The organism is Haloterrigena alkaliphila (genome assembly GCF_017352155.2).
In the GTDB taxonomy this organism is placed as follows: domain Archaea; phylum Halobacteriota; class Halobacteria; order Halobacteriales; family Natrialbaceae; genus Haloterrigena; species Haloterrigena alkaliphila.
On record NZ_CP071462.1, the window covers coordinates 58,824 to 76,331 of the forward strand.

Annotated in this window: 17 protein-coding genes and 1 tRNA gene; 11 read left to right on the top strand and 7 right to left on the bottom strand. The window is 66.6% G+C overall.

The features are described from left to right. Window positions 1-336 precede the first annotated feature (336 nt). Entirely contained in the window at window positions 337-3,081 is a 2,745-nt protein-coding gene (gene ppc, locus J0X25_RS19070; RefSeq protein ID WP_207289032.1) for a phosphoenolpyruvate carboxylase, read from the top strand. A gap of 70 nt (window positions 3,082-3,151) precedes the next feature. On the opposite strand, the gene J0X25_RS19075 is transcribed toward ppc, so the two are convergent. Continuing rightward, window positions 3,152-3,679 carry a DUF7097 family protein gene (locus tag J0X25_RS19075; protein ID WP_207289033.1) on the bottom strand — a complete coding sequence of 176 codons (528 nt, stop codon included), beginning with the start codon at window positions 3,677-3,679 and terminating at the stop codon, window positions 3,152-3,154. 144 nt (window positions 3,680-3,823) lie between these two features. On the opposite strand from J0X25_RS19075, the gene J0X25_RS19080 reads away from it, so the two are divergent. After that, window positions 3,824-4,192: an ArsR family transcriptional regulator gene (locus J0X25_RS19080; RefSeq protein ID WP_207289034.1), complete on the top strand. Its 369-nt coding sequence runs from the start codon at window positions 3,824-3,826 to the stop codon at window positions 4,190-4,192. A gap of 316 nt (window positions 4,193-4,508) precedes the next feature. Beyond that, a complete protein-coding gene (locus J0X25_RS19085; protein ID WP_207289035.1) occupies window positions 4,509-4,886 on the top strand; it encodes a DUF192 domain-containing protein in 378 nt (125 codons plus the stop codon). Between the two features lie 27 nt (window positions 4,887-4,913). Here the strand turns inward: J0X25_RS19085 and J0X25_RS19090 are convergent, their stop codons facing one another. Further along, window positions 4,914-5,096 carry a hypothetical protein gene (locus J0X25_RS19090; RefSeq protein WP_207289036.1) on the bottom strand — a complete coding sequence of 61 codons (183 nt, stop codon included), beginning with the start codon at window positions 5,094-5,096 and terminating at the stop codon, window positions 4,914-4,916. 49 nt (window positions 5,097-5,145) lie between these two features. Continuing rightward, entirely contained in the window at window positions 5,146-5,724 is a 579-nt protein-coding gene (hpt, locus tag J0X25_RS19095; protein ID WP_207289037.1) for a hypoxanthine/guanine phosphoribosyltransferase, read from the bottom strand. A gap of 537 nt (window positions 5,725-6,261) precedes the next feature. Here hpt and J0X25_RS19100 point away from each other — a divergent pair. After that, window positions 6,262-7,788, top strand: coding sequence for a (R)-citramalate synthase (locus J0X25_RS19100; RefSeq protein ID WP_207289038.1), 1,527 nt, complete (start codon window positions 6,262-6,264; stop codon window positions 7,786-7,788). 37 nt (window positions 7,789-7,825) lie between these two features. Here J0X25_RS19100 and J0X25_RS19105 read toward each other — a convergent pair whose 3' ends face one another. The 4 genes from J0X25_RS19105 to J0X25_RS19120 all read right to left on the bottom strand — a co-directional run bounded on the left by J0X25_RS19105 (window position 7,826) and on the right by J0X25_RS19120 (window position 10,650). Further along, on the bottom strand, window positions 7,826-8,023 hold the full coding sequence (locus J0X25_RS19105; RefSeq protein ID WP_207289039.1) for a hypothetical protein: 198 nt from the start codon (window positions 8,021-8,023) through the stop codon (window positions 7,826-7,828). A 69-nt stretch (window positions 8,024-8,092) separates the two neighbouring features. Next, window positions 8,093-9,823, bottom strand: a complete 1,731-nt coding sequence (locus J0X25_RS19110; protein WP_207289040.1) for a 4Fe-4S ferredoxin N-terminal domain-containing protein — start codon at window positions 9,821-9,823, stop codon at window positions 8,093-8,095. Window positions 9,824-10,259: 436 nt separating this feature from the next. Beyond that, window positions 10,260-10,344 (bottom strand) — tRNA-Ser (locus J0X25_RS19115). Between the two features lie 108 nt (window positions 10,345-10,452). Then, the gene (locus tag J0X25_RS19120) at window positions 10,453-10,650 is read right to left on the bottom strand and encodes a DUF5800 family protein (RefSeq protein WP_207289041.1); all 198 of its coding nucleotides are present in this window, start codon (window positions 10,648-10,650) and stop codon (window positions 10,453-10,455) included. A 126-nt stretch (window positions 10,651-10,776) separates the two neighbouring features. Here J0X25_RS19120 and J0X25_RS19125 point away from each other — a divergent pair, with 126 nt between their 5' ends. The 7 genes from J0X25_RS19125 to J0X25_RS19155 all read left to right on the top strand — a co-directional run bounded on the left by J0X25_RS19125 (window position 10,777) and on the right by J0X25_RS19155 (window position 17,488). Beyond that, complete coding sequence (locus tag J0X25_RS19125) at window positions 10,777-11,634, top strand: polymer-forming cytoskeletal protein (RefSeq protein ID WP_207289042.1); 858 nt, start codon at window positions 10,777-10,779, stop codon at window positions 11,632-11,634. A 273-nt stretch (window positions 11,635-11,907) separates the two neighbouring features. After that, window positions 11,908-12,777 (top strand): electron transfer flavoprotein subunit beta/FixA family protein, encoded by an 870-nt coding sequence (locus J0X25_RS19130; RefSeq protein ID WP_207289043.1) that lies wholly within the window; start codon window positions 11,908-11,910, stop codon window positions 12,775-12,777. A 1-nt stretch (window position 12,778) separates the two neighbouring features. After that, window positions 12,779-14,368, top strand: a complete 1,590-nt coding sequence (locus J0X25_RS19135; RefSeq protein ID WP_207289044.1) for an electron transfer flavoprotein subunit alpha/FixB family protein — start codon at window positions 12,779-12,781, stop codon at window positions 14,366-14,368. Continuing rightward, the gene (locus tag J0X25_RS19140; protein WP_207289045.1) at window positions 14,361-16,031 is read left to right on the top strand and encodes an FAD-dependent monooxygenase; all 1,671 of its coding nucleotides are present in this window, start codon (window positions 14,361-14,363) and stop codon (window positions 16,029-16,031) included. Before J0X25_RS19135 ends, J0X25_RS19140 begins: the two co-directional genes overlap by 8 nt. Before the next feature lie 2 nt (window positions 16,032-16,033). Continuing rightward, entirely contained in the window at window positions 16,034-16,384 is a 351-nt protein-coding gene (locus tag J0X25_RS19145) for a DUF8055 family protein (protein ID WP_207289046.1), read from the top strand. 96 nt (window positions 16,385-16,480) lie between these two features. Beyond that, window positions 16,481-17,122: a helix-turn-helix domain-containing protein gene (locus J0X25_RS19150; protein WP_207289047.1), complete on the top strand. Its 642-nt coding sequence runs from the start codon at window positions 16,481-16,483 to the stop codon at window positions 17,120-17,122. Window positions 17,123-17,176: 54 nt separating this feature from the next. After that, the gene (locus J0X25_RS19155; RefSeq protein WP_207289048.1) at window positions 17,177-17,488 is read left to right on the top strand and encodes a HalOD1 output domain-containing protein; all 312 of its coding nucleotides are present in this window, start codon (window positions 17,177-17,179) and stop codon (window positions 17,486-17,488) included. Window positions 17,489-17,508 lie beyond the last annotated feature (20 nt).

Below are 17,508 nucleotides of genomic sequence, written 5' to 3' on the forward strand. Positions count from 1 at the left end.
TAGCCCGCTTCCTACCGTGAACCGTCAGTTTTCGTACTCGTCAGTCGGTCCTTCGCTGTCGGCGCTGTGGCCAATAGCTGGTCCGTCGCGAGCGTGTCGGCGTGGAATTGGGACCGACCAGTTATCAGACCTCGTGGAGGTCAACGTCAGTGTCCCGAACCGGACCGCTAGTCGTCCGTTCCCACCGAGAGCACACTCGAGTCGCCGCCGTCAGTCGCCGTCACCCGCGATCCTCCGGTGACGATCCAGTCCATGCCACGACCGTTCACGGAACCCGAGGGCGATCACGACCCTGCTGCACGGGGGTTTTTGGGATAGCGACCGTACGATGACGCAATGAGACTCCATAACAGAGAGATCCGGCAGGACGTTCGGGAACTCGGCGCGTTGCTCGGCGACGTGCTCGAGGAACAGACCTCTCGGAGAGCGTTCGAGACGGTCGAATCGTCCCGACGGGCCGCGATCGACTACCGGTCGGGCGATCTCGAGTCGCGCGAGTCGCTGATCGCGGACCTCGAGGCGCTCTCACCACACCAGCAGCGGATCGTCGCGCGGGCGTTTACGACCTACTTCGAACTGATCAACCTCGCCGAGGAACGCGAGCGTGTGCGGACGATCCGCACCGAGTCTCACGAGGAGACCCTCGAGGATAGCCTCGAGACGGCAGCCGAGGAGTTAGGGAAGCGGGACATCGACACCGTTCGGCAGGTGCTCGAGGACGTGCTGATCGAGCCGACCTTTACCGCACATCCGACCGAAGCCCGCCGGAAGACCGTCAAATCGAAGCTTCGGACCATCTCGACGCACCTCGAGACGCTCGACGAGCGACTCCTGACCGAGAAAGAAGAGAGCCAGATCTGGCGCGATATCGACGCGGAGGTGACCAGCCTCTGGCAGACGCCGCAGGTACGCAATCGTCAGCCCGAACCCGAGGACGAGGCGCGCAACGTCCAGTGGTACCTCGAGAACACGCTGTTCGACGTGGTCGGCGAGGTCTACGACGAACTGGCCGACGCCATCGACGCGGAAGTCGAACCCGGCCTCGAGATCCCGAAACTGTTCGAGTTCCGCTCGTGGGCGGGCAGCGATCGCGACGGTAACCCCTTCGTCACCCCCGAGGTGACCGCGAACACGCTCGAGCGCCAGCGCGAGGTCGTCCTCGAGAAGTACCGCGACGAACTCAAGCGCCTCTCCGGCGTCTTGAGTCAGGACGGTAGCCGGATCGAGACGGGAAGCGAGTTCGAGGCCACTCTGGAAGAAGATCGCGAGCGACTGCCCGGCAGCGCTCGCACGGCCCAGGAGCGGTATCCGGGCGAGCCCTACCGGCAGAAGCTCAAACTCATGCGCGAACGCCTCGCCCGGGTCGGCGACGTCCGACCGGGCGGCTACGACGACGTCGACGACCTCCTCGCGGACCTCGCGGTCATCGCCCAGAGCCTGCGAAACAACGGCGCCGAGAGCGTCGTCGAGGCCCACGTCGACCCGATCCGCCGACAGGTCGCCACATTCGGCTTCTCGCTGGCCAGCCTCGACCTCCGCGAACACCAACAGAAACACACCGACGCCATCGCCGAGGCCCTCGAGAGCGAGGGAATAGACTACCACGGCCTGAGCGAGGACGAGCGCGTCGACCTGCTGACCGACGCCGTCTTGCAGGACGAACCCGTCGTCGACCTCTCGGCAACCGAGGGGTTCTCGGCGGAGTCGACACGCGTCCTCGAACTGTTCGAGGACCTCGGCGACTGGCAGACGGAGTACGGCGTCCACGCCATCGACACCTACGCCATCTCGATGACCGACGAACCGAGTCACGTCCTCGAGGTCCTGTTCCTCGCGGATCAGGCGGGCGTGGTCTCCCTGCCCGAGCACTCGGGAATCGACATCGTCCCGCTGCTCGAGACCGAGTACGCCCTCTCGGGGGCCCGCCGCATCATGGGCACGCTCTTCGAGAACGAAGCCTACTCGCAAGCGTTGGAGGCCCGGGGGCAGACCCAGGAGATCATGCTGGGCTACTCGGACTCGAACAAGGAGAACGGCTTTCTGGCGGCGAACTGGTCGCTCTTTAAAAATCAGCGGCGACTGGGCGAGATCTGCGACGACTACGACGTGCAGATGCGGCTGTTCCACGGCCGCGGCGGCTCGATTTCGCGGGGCGGCGGCCCGATGAACGAGGCGCTGCTGGCGCTGCCGAACAACACGATCACGGGTCAGGTCAAGTTCACCGAGCAGGGCGAGGCCATCGCCGAGAAGTACGGCAATCCCCGCATCGCCGAACGCAACATCGAACAGATGCTCAACGCGCAACTCCGCGCGCGCCTGTACGCGATGGAAGAACCCGACGAGCAGGAACTTCCCGAGGAGTGGTTCGACGCCATGGAGACGATGGCCGACGCCGCCCGGCAGGAGTATCGCGACCTCCTCGAGAGCGACGGATTCGTCAGCTACTTCGAGCAGGCGACGCCGATCACCGTCATCGAGGATCTGGACCTCGGCTCTCGGCCCGCCTCGCGCAGCGGCGAACGCACCGTCGAGGACCTGCGGGCGATCCCGTGGGTGTTCTCCTGGACCCAGTCGCGGTGTATCCTCCCCGGGTGGTACGCGCTGGCCTCCGGCGTGGATGCGTATCTGGAGGGCGAGGAGCCACGCTCCTCGGACGAGTCGAGCGGCGATGAGCCGCGAGACGACGGCGGCTCGATGGAGACTCTCCAGGAGATGTACGACGAGTGGTCGTTCTTCCGGACCACGCTCGACAACGCCGCCCTCTCGCTCTCTCGCACCGAACTCGGGATCGCCGACCAGTACGCCGACCTGGCGGATCCCGAGCTTCGGGAACGGTTCTTCCCGCGGCTCACCGACGAGTACCAGCGGGCGACGGAGTTGATCACCGAGATCGGCCAGCGCGATGATCTCCACACCCGCGACTGGCTCGGCGAGAACCTCGCGCGGCGCAACCCGTACGTCGACCCGCTGAACCTGCTGCAGGTCTACCTGCTCGACCGGACCCACCGTACCGACATCGAGGAGCGGACGCTGCGGCTGACCGTCAAGGGAATCGCGGCCGGCATGAAGAACACCGGGTGACGGGCCAATTCGGTGCGGACGCCGCGCCGCCGTGACGCCACCGTGACGCCGACACCGGCGTCCGATTACGTCACCGCTCTTCGTCGTACCGCTCCGCCGCCGACTCGAACCCCAACTCTTCGTACTCGCGCCCGCGGCGTTCCTCGAGCGCGGCGATCGCCTCGGGATCCGGGCCCGCGTCGTCGGTGATCCGCGCCCACGAGTTGTGGACCTTGGCGTGACACCACCGACAGAGGTAGACCGTGATCTCGTGGGTGAGTTCCTCGCCGTCGCGCGCGTACGAGAGGTGATGTTCCTCGAGCAGCGGGCGCTCGTCGTCGTGGGCCATGCGCTTCTCCGCGATGCCACAGCGGACGCACTCGCGGTCCCGGTTGCGCGAACGGAAGTGCGGACAGTCGCGCCACTCCCAGTCCGATTCGGGGTCGACGACGGGACACTCGTAGTCGTCTTCGGCGCGCTGGCGGGCGAACTCCGGGTCGTGCTCGTAGTGGTCGAAGGCGTACCGGCACGTTCCCTCGCCGGTGAGGTGGTCGCAGACGCCCGCGAACTCGTAGGGGTCGTCGACGCCGACCGACGTGCCCCGCGGCGTTTTCTCCATGCGCAGTCAGCGGCCATTCGCACGGCGAGCAATTGAACGTCACGGCTCGGGGGCTTTCTTCTGGACTTCGGTCGATCACTCGGATCGTGGCCCACCAGCGATCCGTCCGATGCGATTTTCGTGTCCGCGTTCGTGGGGACCGGTATGCTACCGACCGACGACTCGAGCGAGACGCTGCTCGACGCGGACGAGGTTCTCGAGGCCGTCGCCGCCCTCGGCGACCGAGACCGGTTCGAGGTCGCCTACACCCTATACGCGATGGACGCCGAGGCAGCCACGCTCGAGGCCATTGCGGCCGAAACGGAACACTCTGAGACGGACGCGAACGCGAGCATCGGCGCCCTCCGTGACGCCGGCGTCGTCACCGAGCGGATGCCGTGTCTGGTCGACCCGACCGTCGACGGCCCGGAGTACGAACTGACGGAGTTCGGCCGATTGTTGCTCGAGGAGGGCGTGCTCGCACTGTTCGAAGCAGCCGAGCAAGTCGACGAGGTCGAGTTCGGGGCGCTCTGATCGGTTCGGACCACCGCATCGATTCGGAATGGACACGCGTTTTACGTCCCGCTCGAAACATTTCGGCCGGCAAACGGTGGCGCGCGCTGGCGTCACGCCTGAGCACTGCGAAGGCGTGGCGGCGATTCCGTGCGAGGGATGAGCGAGTGACCGAAGGGAACGAGCGAATCGGCTGGGGAGGGCGTGGCGATTCCCCGTTGCCACGGTAGCAGAACACGTCGTTCCGTCACTAGTTCTCTCGCACCTCGTCCCGGTCGACTCTCCGGAGACGCCTCGAGCGAGAAGACTTTTGCTACCCGCCTTCCGACTCGAGGGCGTGCAGTTGGTTCACGAACCGATTTCGGGCGGCGATTCGACCGACGAACGCGATGACCGACGGGTGCTTGCGACGGACGTCGACATCGCCGACTCGCTGCTGAGCCAGACCCGCGGCCTGATGTTCCGCCGCTCGATACCCGACGACTACGCGCTGGCCTTCCAATTCGATTCCGCGGAGGTCCGCGACGTCCACATGCTGTTCGTCTTCTTCTCGATCGACGCCCTCTGGGTCGCCGACGGCGTCGTTCAGCGCGTCGAACGCCTTCGCCCGTGGCTGAGTTTCGCCCGCGCGGAGTGCGACCTGCTCGTCGAACTTCCGGCCGGCGCTGCGGACGGCGTCGAATCCGGCGATCGGGTCGTGCTCGAGGAGGCGTGATCTAGAGCCGACGTACTGCTACTCGCATCACTCACCGTCCGTTTCGGTCGTTCGTGCGCCCCGGCGGATCGCGTCTCTGTGCTTCCGGGCTATCGGGTGACCGCCGTCGTCGAGCGACGACGTCTCTTCCGACCGGGGAGACGTCTCCTCGACGAGTTGCGCCATCCGTTCGATCACTCGGTCGGGATCGTCCTCCTCGCGGGTTCCCATGGTTCCAGTTTCGTCGGAAATCCGGATACCGATTGCGGTACTCGAGTCGCTATTCGAACGTCGAGTCGTCGTCCACGACCTCGAGCGCCCCGTCCCGAACGCGGACGTCGAGCAGGCTCGTCACCTCCCGGGAGACCGCTTCGTGGTCCGCGTCGACGCGTCGGAGCACGACGACGATATCGACGAGCTCCGCCTCGACGGCCTCGAGGGCCTCGCAGACCGCTTCGATCGTGCCGCCCGAGGAGAGGACGTCGTCGACGAGCACCACCCGATCGCCCGCGTCGACGCCGTTCAGGAACAGTTCGCTCTCGCCGTAGCTGGTCTCCTGGTGGACGGCGACCTCGTCGGGAAAGCCGTAGGAGCGCTTGCGGACGACGGCCATCGGAATCCCCGTCGCCAGCGAGAGTGCGGTGCCGTGATGGATGCCCATGGCCTCGGGCGCGACGAGTTTGTCGACGCCCTCGAGGTCGATTCGCTCGCGGATGCCGTCGGCGACGGCCTCGAGCACCGCCGGTTCGATCGGCGGTACGCCGTCGGTAACGCCGTGAACGAAGTACTCGTAGCCGTCTCGATCGACGACCGGGGCCTCGCGGAGCGACCGCGCCAGCGGCTCCAGGGTTGCGTCCATGCTCGAGCGACGGTACCACGGGCGGCTGGAAGGGTGTTCGGATGGACTCGTTCGGATGTGGGAATTTTCGCTCGAGGCGTCCAGGGGTGGCACTGACCCGTTCCTGTTCCGGGGTGCGGTGCGACGACTTGCGAGCAGATATTGTGACTTTCGAACAGATCGTCGACTCCGATGAAATTGTGGACGAAGGGAAGCGTCCTGCTCTCGTGGCAACGGGGAGGAGCCACTCCCTCCCCAACCGATTCGCTCGCTCCTTCCGTCACTCGCTCATCCCTCGCGCAGTATCATCGTCCGTCCTCACTACCGTTCGGACGGACGACAGCGCGCGCCACTGCACGCCGGATGGTTCGGATCGGTACGCGATGGAGGGCCCGTCTATTGCCGTCAATCGTCCTCGTAATCGGGGACCGGCGGATTTAAGTCAGCGTGTTGCGATAGCATCGCATACCATGTCCGAGGATAGAGGAAGTCGGGGCAACCCGGCTGGGCGTGAAATTCTCCGATGAACCGACTGCAACTACCGATTCGCTTCTACCTGTGACTCACTCCGCCGCCGATACGATCGCCCCCGACCGTACAGTGCGCCTTCTCGATACGACGCTTCGCGACGGCGAACAAGCCCCGGGCGTCTCCCTGACGCCCGACGAGAAAGTCGACATCGCCCGCGCGTTAGAGCGGGCGGGCGTCGCCGTCATCGAGGCGGGTAGTGCCTGTACCGGCGCGGGCGAGCGACAGGCCATCTCGCGGGTGACCGACCTCGACCTCGAGGCCCGCGTTACGAGCTTCTGCCGCGGAATGGAAGCCGACGTCGACCTCGCGCTCGACTGTGACGTCGACGGCGTCCACATCGTCGTCCCCGCAAGCGACCGCCACGTCGAGGGCAAGGTCGGCACCTCCCGCGAGGACAACCTCGAGAAGACGGCCGAACTCGTCGCCTACGCGAAGGCCCACGACCTCTGGGTCGAGGTCATCGGCGAGGACGGCTCGCGGGCCGACCTCGACTACCTCGAGGAGCTGATGGCGACGGCCGTCGACGCCGGCGCCGATCGGATCTGCTTCGCCGACACCGTCGGCCACACCGGACCCGAGCGCACCGCCGAGGCGGTCTCGCGGCTCACCGACGTCGGCCCGGTCAGCGCCCACACCCACGACGATCTGGGGCTGGGCGTCGCGAACGCGCTGTCGGCCGTCTCGGCCGGCGCCGACCTCGTCCACTGTACCGTCAACGGGCTCGGCGAGCGCGCCGGCAACGTCGCGCTCGAGGAGGTCGCGATCGCGCTCTCGCACGTCTACGACGTCGAGACCCTCGAACTCGAGGAACTGTACGATCTCGCCCAAACCGTCTCCCGGGCGACGGGCGTTCAGCTCCCGCCGAACAAGGCCGTCATCGGCGAGAACGCGTTCACCCACGAGAGCGGCATCCACACCGACGGGACGCTCAAGGACGACAAGATGTACGAGCCGTACCCGCCCGAGACGGTCGGTCGCGAACGGCGACTCGCGCTCGGCAAGCACACCGGTCGCGCGGGCGTCGAGGCAACCCTCGAGGAACACGACGTCGCGGCCGACGACGACGAGATCGCCGAGATCGCCACTCGAGTGACGGAACTCGGCGACCGCGGCCGTCGGGTCACCGACGCCGACCTGCTGGCCATCGCCGAGGACGTCACCGGCGACGACCGCGAGCGCGTCGTCGACTTACTCGACCTCTCCGCGACCAGCGGCGGACCCGTCCCGACGGCCAGCGTCCGACTCGCCGTCGGCGGCGAGGAACGCGTCGCCAGCGGGACCGGATCCGGCCCCGTCGACGCCGCCGTCTCCGCCGTCCGCGAGGCGCTGGGCTCGATGGCAGACGCCGAACTCGAGTCCTATCACGTCGACGCGGTAACGGGTGGTACGGACGCGGTCGTCACCGTCGAAGTGACGATGGTCCGCAACGACCGGTCGGTCACCGTCGCCCGCAGCGAGGCCGACATCACGCGGGCCAGCGTCGAGGCGATGGTCGACGCCCTCGATCGACTGCTCGCAGCCGACCAGCAGCCCCTGACGCCGGCGGACGACTGATCGATACCGTCCCCGCTTTCCTTTCTCACCCGGTCACCTAGTGGAACGGGTGCCGGCTGACGACGTTCCAGGGGTCGAGCAGGTAGACGCCGGCGAGAAACAGTGCGAGGACGACGACGAACAGTCGGATAATTCCGCCGAGGGTCGACGGAATCCCCGGCTCGATCGTGATCGCCATCACCGCCGCGACCGAGATCCAGAGGCTTCCGACGATGAGCCGCTGACGAATGTTCATACGCAGACGTTCGGGGCCGTCGTAATGAACCCGACGAGTCCGGTCGCCGACCCGAGTCTCCGAGTGAGATCAGAAGAAGGGGTCGACGGTTCCGTCGTCGACGACGTTCTTGCGATTGTCGGTCATTCCGACGTCCTCGTAGGCCACCGGGCCCTCGACCTGATGGGCCTCCGGTCCGGGCTGGTCGCCGAGATAGACGACGTTCGGATCCGTCCCGATATCCTCGAGGAGCTTGTACGACGACTCCGGATCGCCGGCGAAGTCGACGAGCCGCTCCTGGGCGAGCTCCTCGCTCGGTCCCTCGAACTCGCCGCCGTCTTCTTGAACGAACGACCCGGTCTCGGTCTCGTTCCCGCCGTCGGTCTCGTTGCCCCCGCCGGAGCCCTCACCGCCACCGGTGTCTCCGCCCCCGCTACCGCTTTCCTCGCCATCGCCGCTCTCCTCGGGCTCCTCGGCGAGGTCCAGTTCGACGAGGAGCTCCTGGCTTGTCGTGTCGAGGCCGTGGTCCTCGAGGATGCTCACGATGTTGAGAGCGGTGTCCTCCTGCTGCGCGAGGGAGCTGTTCTCCCGGCCCTCGGGTTCGCCCTCCTCGCCGAGAATGGCGATCGCGAGCAGCACCGCCACCAGGTCCTCGTCGAGATCCTCGACGGCGTCGACGATGGATTCGAGGTCCGAGCCCGCGCCCTGCAGTGATTCCTGGAGGCCCTCCGGATCCGGGAGGTCGCTGGCCAGTCGGACGAGCGATCGGCTCTTGGCGGTGTTCGAGAGGTACCGCTGCGGATCGCTGTTCTCGTCGTTCATGTCGCCGAACTGAATCACTTCCGGCGGACAGGCGTCCTCGCAGGCGGTCCGACCGATCAGCTCCTCGCCCTGCTGGCCGTCCTGACGCGTCGGACAGAACGTACACTTCTCCATGACGCCCCGGGGTCCGCGGGAACTGACCGGACGGCCGCGCTCGTCGTAGACGTGGTCCGACTCGAGTTCGTCGGCCGGCACCGACGGTTCCTCCCACTGGAAGTAGTTGACGCCGTACGGGCAGGCGACCTGACAGTACCGGCAGCCGATACAGACGTTGTAGTCGGTCAGGACGAGCCCGTCCGAGTCCCGGGTGTGACGGGCCGTCGTCGGACACACCTTCTCGCAGGGCGCGTCGGTGCAGTGTTGACACGGTCGAATGAGACGGTTGGGCGAGTCGTCCGCCTCGGACGTCTCGTCCTCGTAATCGAGGATGTACATCCAGTTGGCGCCCTGATTCCAGTTGTGCTCCTCGTTGCAAGCGACGACGCAGGAGAGACAACCGTCGCAGTGCTCGAGGTCGAGGGCCATTCCCCATTGCGTCCCCTCGTCGCCGCCCTCGTCGGATTCCTCGGACGCCTCGGCGAAAGACGGCTCCGGATCGTCGCTATTGGCGGCTTTCGTCCCCCAGGCGCCGAGCCCCACGGCCCCCGCGCCGGCGCTCATCTTCTTCATCACCTCCCGGCGCGAATCCCCGTCCATGCCGACCTGGGAGAGCGCACCCTCGAACCGACTCCGCTCTCCAGCGGATTCGAACGCGTCGGCCATCGGCAACCCTTCCTCGTCGAACTCGTCGCCGAACTCCTCGGCGATGGCCTCGTGATACCGGTCGTAGAACGCCTCCTCCGAGAGTTCCCCCTCGGTGACGCGCATGGCGTCTTCGGCCATCTGCATGCCCAGTTCCGAATCGTACTCGGACTCCTCGAGCCCCGCCTCGAGTTCGTCCTGCCACGCTTCCCCGAGCGGATGGAACGCGTCGTCGCCATCCTCGCGGTCGAAGTTCACCGCTCCTCACCCCGGGCTACGGCGAACTGATTGCGGTCGGCCACCATTGTTAACTAGTACCATTATCTGTTCACTCCGTCCTCGATAAACAGCATGCTTGCGAGTGACACACAGTTGGTTGCGTGCGCTCGAGGACCGCTCACAGCGGAGTCCAGTACTCGGGCGGTGTGTTCGGTCGAGACGGTCGGCCGTCCGGTCTGGGGATGGATAGGGCGGCGATAGCGGACAGCGACTCGAGGGCACGCTCCGCGCCGTTCGTTAGAAATTGTCGTCGGAAAACAGGCCGAGAGGGAGATTTGAACCACGGTCGGACGGTCTCGCTCACTTCGTTCGCGAGCGTGCGACCTCCCTGGTTCAAATCTCCCGGAGTCGTTTCACGGCAACGGATCGACTCGCGGCGCCACGCGCCGCTCGTCGGGAGTAGTTGCCGTGAAAGCGCCGAGAGGGAGATTTGAACTCCCGAGTCCGTGAGGACAGTAGATTTCGAATCTACCGCCTTGGCCGGGCTAGGCTATCTCGGCTCATCCGTATCTATCGGGGAGACGTTTTTACCCGTTTCGATTTTCGCGCTCCGTGCGGATTCGTCTCGAGCGACGATCGCCATTGGACGACCGACCACACCGACGCGCTCACTGGAGGATATCGCCGACGCGTCGCGGTTCCCCCTGGAGGTTCGGCTGTTCGGCGACGATCTTGAGCACCTCGTGATCGGTCACGTCGTAGTAGGACTTCTCCGTCGCCTCTTCGATGAGGTCTCGCTCGAGGCGGAACTCCGTTCCTTCGTACACGACGTCGATCCCCTCTTCGTCGAACGCGAGCGTCGTCATGGGCGGCTCTACGCGGTGGGGGAGTAAAAGGAAGGCGACCGAGCGGCCGGCGGCGTCCGACGGGCGTCTGACGCGAGGCTGACGACGCGCGAGGTTTATTAGTGGATGACTCCTTTGGGCTGAAACGTGGCCATCAGCAGGGATCCGCTCGACAAACTATCCGTCCCCGACGGGACGGAAGTCAAGGAAGTCGACCTCGTGACCGCCGGCGACATCCTCATCGGCGCTCGATCGACCGTCGACTTCGGGGTGCGCGGCCGAAACGTCCTCGCCGGCGAGTCCGTCGAGTTCGGCGGCGCCATCGAAGCCGAAGGTGACTGCCGTCTCGACATGTGGTGTGAGGTCGCCGAGAACGTGCTGGTCGGGCAGGACGCCTACATCGGCGAGCGCGTCCACGTCGGCGGCGAGATGAAAGTCGCCGGCGACTTAGACATCGGCGACGACGTCGAGATCGAGGAGGGGTTCGAAGCCAACGGCTGGATCGTCATCCGGAACCCGATGCCGACCATCGTCTTCCTGTTCGTCTACCTCAAGCACCTTCTGCTGATCGGCGAAGAGGAGACGGCCCAGCAACTCGTCTCCGAAATGCTCGAGGACGACGACGCGGAGGCCGACGTCGAACCGCTCGTGATCCCGCGGAACGCGACCGTCAGCGACGACGCGTGGCGGGTCTCGACCCCCGCGACGATCGGCGACGACTGCCGCCTCCACGGCAACGTCCGCGCGGAAACGATCGACGTCGGCGACGATACGACTATCTTCGGCAGTCTCCGGGCCCGCGGCGACATCACCGTCGGCGAGGGGACGCGGATCCACGGCGATCTGACCACCCGCGACGGCGACGTCACGATCGGCGCCGAATCCCGCATCCTCGGCGACGTCGCCTCGGCGAACCTCGAACTCGGTCCGGACGCCGAAGTCGACGGAACGATCCGCGCCCGCGGGGAGATCACGATGGGCACGACCGAGCGCGAACCCGAGTGACGCGATCGATCGCCGGATAGCCGTCCAAAGTTCGTCCGTTCGATCCGCAATTCTCTCTCCTCGCCCCCTCGAGCCGATACGCTCTCCGCTAGGCCCCGCTCGAGGAGTGAACGGCTCCGTCGACCCGTTCGCGCTCGATCGGATCCTACAGCGTCAGCGACAGTATCAGTCGATTTCCCAGGGCGATTTTTACCCCCATTCTTAATACTGATAATTGCGTTAGAGAAACGCAGGCATGCGAGATAACACCACACACTTGTCACGGAGGGATCCATGCGATCGATCGTTCTGACGAAAGGCGTCCCGGACTTCTCGGAGGGGGCCGTCTCGTTCGACGAGGACGGCCACCTCGAGCGCGGGAAGACGCCGACGGTGATGAATCCCAACGACAAGTTCGCCGTCGAGGCGGCGCTGCAGACGAAGGTTCGCCACGGCGGGCACGTCAGCGGGATAAGTATGGGGCCGCCGGGTTACGCCGACGTCCTGAAGGAGGCCATGGAGGCGGTGTACACCGACGACAGCTACCTGCTCTCGGATCGGGAACTCGCCGCCTCGGACACGTGGGCGACGGCGATCACGCTCAGCGCCGGTCTCGAGAAGTACCAGGAGGAGGTCGGCGACGTCGACATCGTCTTCGCCGGGTTCAAATCCGCCGACGGCGAGACCGGCCAGACGGGCCCCCAGACCGCGTGGGCGCTGGACTGGCCGATCGTCACCCACGTCATCGCACTGGACATCGACCCCGACGAGCGGATTCTGCGGGCGAAGCGACTCGTCGAAGGCGACGTCGACGAGATCGAGACCGTTGAAGCGCCCCTTCCCTGTTTCGTCGTCACCGATCCCGAGTTCGAGCCCACCTACCGGAAGGCCTCCCACCGACTGACGCGGAAACGGCTCCGGGCGGAGACGGAGGAACGGGCGGCCGACCACGACGAGCACCTGACGACGTGGAGCCAGGTGGATCTGAACCTCGACCCCGACTACATCGGCCTCGACGGATCGCCCACGATCGTCTCGTCGGTCGATCCGATTCCCAAGGCGCCCTCCGAGCGGGAGGCGACGATGGTCGATCCCGGCGACGAGGACGCGATGAGCGAGGTGCTCGAGGAAATGCAACCGTTCGCGGCGGAGGCGGGTGATTGAGATGACCGACGTGGATCCCAGCGAGCACACGGTCGACGAACTGACCGACGAACTCGAGACGATCGACGACGCGGACGAACTGCGGGCGATCCTCGAGGCCGAGCAGGCCGGCCGGGACCGACAGACGGCCCGGGAGGCGGTCCACCGGCGACTCGAGGCGATCGGCGAAGCCGACGCCGACGAGACGGGCGAGAGCGACGGCGTCGAGGAGGGAACCGAGACCGAAGGCGAGTACGAGGAGACGAAGGAAACCGTCGGCGAGGAAGCGGAGGGCGAGGACGTCGACGAGGTCGCGGACGATGACACCGAACCGGACGAGACCGACGCCGAGGCGGACGACGGCCTCTCACATCCCACCCGCGACAAGAAACACGTTCGCGGACTCGAGGACGGCCACTACGAGGACATGTGGGTGTTCTGCGAGACGCAGGGCGGCGAGTTGCTCGAGGTCTCCCGGGAGATGCTCGGGAAGGCGCGGCGGCTGATGGATCAGTTCGCAGAGGATTACGGCGACGAGGAGCGGGTGGTCGCGTTCCTGATGGGCGACGACTGCGAGGGGCTCGCCGAGGAGTGTATCGCCTACGGCGCCGACGTGGCGGTCTACCACGACGACGAGCGCCTCGAGCGGTTCCTCCACAAGCCCTACGCCGAGATCACGGCCCACATGGCCCGCGGCGAGGGGACCGTCGAGAGCACCGACTGGCGCGACTACGACAAGCCCCGGTACGTCCTGTTCCCGGCGACGGACAACGGCCGGGACCTCTCGGCGAAGGTGCAGGCGGAACTCGACTCCGGACTGGCCTCGGACTGCTCGGACCTGTTCATCGAGGAGAACGAGGTCTCGAACCCGGTCAAGACCGGCGAACCCGGCGTCAAGAAGATCTTCGAGAAGGTCCTGCACATGAAGCGGCCGGACTTCTCGGGCTTCGAGTACTCGACGATCCTCTGTCTCGACAACCCCGGCCGGGAGTTCCACCCGCAGGGGGCGTCGATCATCCCCGGGAGCTTCGACCCGATCGAGCGGGACGACGATCGGGAGGGACTGGTGATCGAGCACGATATCGAACTCGACGAGGACTGGTTCCGCGTCGAGATCACCGAGCACGACCGCCTCGAGGCCGGGATCGACCTCACCGGCCACGATGTGATCGTCTGTCTCGGCCGCGGGATCGCCGACGACCCCACCGAGGGGATGGAACTGGGCCTCGACCTCGTCGACGCCTTCGAGGACGCCGAACTCGGCATCACGCGGGGGATCGTCACCTCCTCCTACCAGTTCGAGGGCCACGTCGAACGGTACTCGAAGGAGGAGCGCCAGATCGGCGAGACCGGGCAGGTCGTGGCCCCCGATCTCTACATCGCCGCCGGCGTGTCGGGCGCCGTCCAGCACAAGGTCGGCATGGACGAGTCCGACACCATCGTCGCGATCAACACCGACACCGACGCCCGCATTCGGGACTTCTCGGATTACTTCGTCGAGGGCGACCTGTTCGAGGTGGTGCCGCGGCTGACGAGCGCGGTCGAATCGGGGGAGCTCCAGCTCGAGCCCGAAGCCGTCGCCGACGGCAGCGGAGGTGAGGACGATGACTGAGCGCGAACGGTACGAGGCCGTCGTCGTCGGCTGCGGGCCCGGCGGGGCCGCGGCCGCCGCGCGACTGGCCGATCACGGCGTCGAGACGCTCGTCCTCGAGCGGGGGATGGAGTCGGGTTCGAAGAACGTCTCGGGCGGCCTCGTCTACGCCGAGGAGTCCGCGCCGTACACGCTCGACGACCTGTTCGACGGCTTCCGGGAGGAGGCGGCGGAACGGCCCGTCACGGACTACTACATCCACAACGTGGCGGGCGAGAAGGTCAAGACGTTCGACCTGGTCGACCTCCACGAGCACGACACGGACTGGTGCGACGCCGTGCTCCGCCGGAAGATGGACTCGTGGCTCGAGGAGCGCGTCCACGAGAAGACCAGCGCGACGGGCGGCGGCGTACTGACGAACGTTCACGTGGACGGCCTGCTCCGTGAAAACGGCGAGATCGTCGGGGTCACCTGCGACGAACTCGACCCCATCGAAGCGGACCTGATCGTCGCCGCCGACGGCGTCAACTCCGAACTCGCCCGCGAGGCGGGCCTGATGGACTGGGAGGAGCCCGACGAGTGGTTCCAGGGCGTCAAAGCCGTCGTCGACATGGAGCCGGACGCCATCGACGATCGATTCGATATCGGCCCGGAGGAGGGCGCCGCCCACCTGTTCTCTGGCGACCTCTTCGAGGACGTCCGCGGCGGGGGGTTCCTCTACACGAACGAGGACTCGCTGTCGATCGGGACCGTCTTCCACCTCGACAGCCTCGTCGAGCAGGGGGCCGAGCCCCACGAGTTGCTCGACGCCCTGCTCACGCATCCGCTGCTCGCCCAGTGGCTCCGGGACGACTACCGCGAGCGGGAGTACGCCGCGAAACTCGTCCCCGACTCCAAGAAGGTCGCACACGAGGAGCCCTACCGCGATCGGTTAGTCCTCGTCGGCGACGCCGCCGGTCAGATGCAAGCTCAGGGTCCGATCATCAAGGGGATGAACCACGCGGTCACCGCCGGTGCGCTCGCCGCCGACGCCTTCGTCGTCAGCCGCGGCAACACCGACCCCGAGGCCGCCGGGCGGCGGTACTCCGAGATGCTCGAGAAGTCGGGCACGATGGAGAAACTGCGACCCCGACGGTACGAACTGACCCGCTCCGTCGGCGAGCGCGACGACGTGACGAACGCGCTCGAGCGGGTCCTCGAGTCGCGGATCGGTTCGCTCGCGGTCGGCAACCCGATCGCCGAGCGCCTCCTCGAGCGGGCGTACAACTCGCCGTTCCTCGTGTCGATGCTCCCGGATACGAGCACCGGCTACGTCACGCTCCCGTCGATCATCGGGGCAGAACACGGCCGGACCATCCGCTGGGAGAACGATATCGAGACCCCCTCTCTCGAGGAACGGATCGGCGACCTCACCTACGACACGGACGTCGGCAACCCCCACATCGAACTCCTCGACGAGTCGGCCGAAGCCAGCGGCGCCGCGGTGGCCGCCTGTCCGGTCAGCGCCGAGGACTTCGGCGGCGGCTGTTACCGCACGGAGCGCGTGCAGACGAACGGCTCCGAGGAGACGCTCGTCAGCCTCGACACCCAGCCCTGCATCGAGTGTGGCACCTGCGCCATCGTGGCCGACACCGAGTGGACCCACCCGCGGGGCGGCAAGGGGGTCGAGTACCGCGAGGGATAGCCGTGAGCCGCTACGGTCCCCGGATCGCCGCCCTCGAGCGACGCGCAGAACGGGAGCGAGCGGCGCTCGAGGCCGACGCTACCGACGCCGCGAGCTACCTCCGCGAGGGCGCGGGACGGGCCGTCTGGCTCTACGTCGAGGCCCGCACGGGCGGGCGGCTGGTCCCGTTCTCGCCGGCCGAACTCGCGGCCCTCGAGAACGCGATGAACCGCTGGTTCGAGTGTTACGCGCGCTGTCACGGCGTCGCCCTCGAGGCCGCGTTCACGATCCGGGAAGCGGCGGAGTTGCTCGTCCAGACGCGAAACATCGACGACGTCGGCCAGTTGTTGACCGGCGTCCCGCCGCGGAACTGAGAGCGGGGGAGAACCGGCTCGAGCGCGTTCGATACGACAACTGAGCGACGCGTGCGAAGAACCATCGTTCTCGAGCCCGTATCGTAACCACGAGCAGTGTCTCTGATCGTCGAGTTCGAACTGCGGACGCCGATCCTCCGCCACGCGGCGGACGCGATCGGCGAGCTCAGGCTCGAAGAGCTGTACGGCATCGAATCGGGCACCGCGAAGCTGCTGTTCTGGGCGATCGACGAGGAGTTCGGACCGTTCGAGTCGGCACTGGCGGCGGATCCGACCATCGCGGAGTACACCGCTCTCGACGACGCCCCGGATCGAACGCTCTACAGCGTCGCCCTGACCGACGCGGCGGCCGACAAACTCACGTATCCGATCGCCGCCGAACTCGACATCGCGTTCCTCGATATCGACCTGGTCGACGAGGCGGTCGTCAGGGCGCGGGTCCCCTCCCGCGACGCCCTGTTCACGTATCGCCAGCGCTGTCTCGAGAAGGGCGTCGGCGTTCGACTCCGGCGGATCTACCGGGAGCAGGAGCCGGACGTCGACCCGTACGGCGTCACGGACAGCCAGCGGGAGGCCCTGCTGGCCGCGCTCGAGGACGGCTACTTCGAGGTCCCCCGAGACGCGACGCTTTCGGACGTCGCCGCGGAACTCGACATCTCGGATCAGGCGCTGTCGGCCCGCCTGCGCCGCGGACAGGCGACCCTGCTTCGCCACACCCTGGCCGACGACCCCATTTAAAGGATTGGAGCGCCAATGCGGGAGCTTTCACCCCGTCGCGGCGTTGTGCTGACGATGACAGCACGAGAAACCGGATCCGATTCGCTCGCCCCGACGGACCGATTCGTCTACCAGGCCGACCCCGACCAGTCACCGAGCGAAGCGGTGATCGACGCGATCACCGCGCAGTCGGACGCGGACGATCCGATGGCCGTCGCCGACGCGTTCGGACCGCTGTACGACGTGATCGATCCCGCGGCTCTGGACTCGCTGTTCGAAGCCACGAGGACGACCCAGCGATCGGACGGCTCGGTCAGCTTTCGCTACGCAGAACGGGACGTCAGGGTCGATACGACGGGACGGGTCGAACTCGTTCCCGTAGAGTGACGGTGCGATCGCGGAGACCG

Bases quoted from the DNA above. Each gene is read 5' to 3' on its own strand.
- J0X25_RS19080 (WP_207289034.1), top strand. From the start codon at position 3,824: ATGCTACCGACCGACGACTCGAGCGAGACGCTGCTCGACGCGGACGAG.
- hpt (WP_207289037.1), bottom strand. From the start codon at position 5,724: ATGGACGCAACCCTGGAGCCGCTGGCGCGGTCGCTCCGCGAGGCCCCG.
- J0X25_RS19120 (WP_207289041.1), bottom strand. From the start codon at position 10,650: ATGACGACGCTCGCGTTCGACGAAGAGGGGATCGACGTCGTGTACGAA.
- ppc (WP_207289032.1), top strand. From the start codon at position 337: ATGAGACTCCATAACAGAGAGATCCGGCAGGACGTTCGGGAACTCGGC.
- J0X25_RS19135 (WP_207289044.1), top strand. From the start codon at position 12,779: ATGACCGACGTGGATCCCAGCGAGCACACGGTCGACGAACTGACCGAC.
- J0X25_RS19090 (WP_207289036.1), bottom strand. From the start codon at position 5,096: ATGGGAACCCGCGAGGAGGACGATCCCGACCGAGTGATCGAACGGATG.
- J0X25_RS19105 (WP_207289039.1), bottom strand. From the start codon at position 8,023: ATGAACATTCGTCAGCGGCTCATCGTCGGAAGCCTCTGGATCTCGGTC.
- J0X25_RS19075 (WP_207289033.1), bottom strand. From the start codon at position 3,679: ATGGAGAAAACGCCGCGGGGCACGTCGGTCGGCGTCGACGACCCCTAC.
- J0X25_RS19140 (WP_207289045.1), top strand. From the start codon at position 14,361: ATGACTGAGCGCGAACGGTACGAGGCCGTCGTCGTCGGCTGCGGGCCC.
- J0X25_RS19130 (WP_207289043.1), top strand. From the start codon at position 11,908: ATGCGATCGATCGTTCTGACGAAAGGCGTCCCGGACTTCTCGGAGGGG.
- J0X25_RS19155 (WP_207289048.1), top strand. From the start codon at position 17,177: ATGACAGCACGAGAAACCGGATCCGATTCGCTCGCCCCGACGGACCGA.